The following is a 294-nucleotide window of genomic DNA, read 5'->3' on the forward strand; positions in this document are numbered from 1 at the left end:
CCGAACCCGAAGGCGTTTTTCTCCTGCAGCTTCACCTCCCCATCGGCACGCGCCCCGTCCAGGCTGCCATAGACGCGGTAGGTCCCTTCCAGTTCGCCGACCTTGATGGTGTAGTCCAGCTCGGCTATGCCGTAGCCGTGTGAGAACACATCCTCCGTGTCGGTGTCGCCGCTGCCGTAGCCGAGCCCGAAGGTGAGCGATTCGCCCAGTTTTGCCTGGAGCCTGGCTCCCGGTCCGTTGCCGGGCGCACCCAGGACCGCCGAGTTCACGAAGGCCCCGGCCAGGAACTGGCTG

The 294-nt window shown here is 66.0% G+C and carries 1 pseudogene; it reads right to left on the minus strand.

Going from position 1 to position 294, the window contains the following annotated elements:
- Positions 1-294: pseudogene (locus tag AC6CDK_RS17845) on the minus strand (carbohydrate porin); the annotation flags it as partial.

The organism is Geobacter sp. PheSNFMC (genome assembly GCF_059620965.1).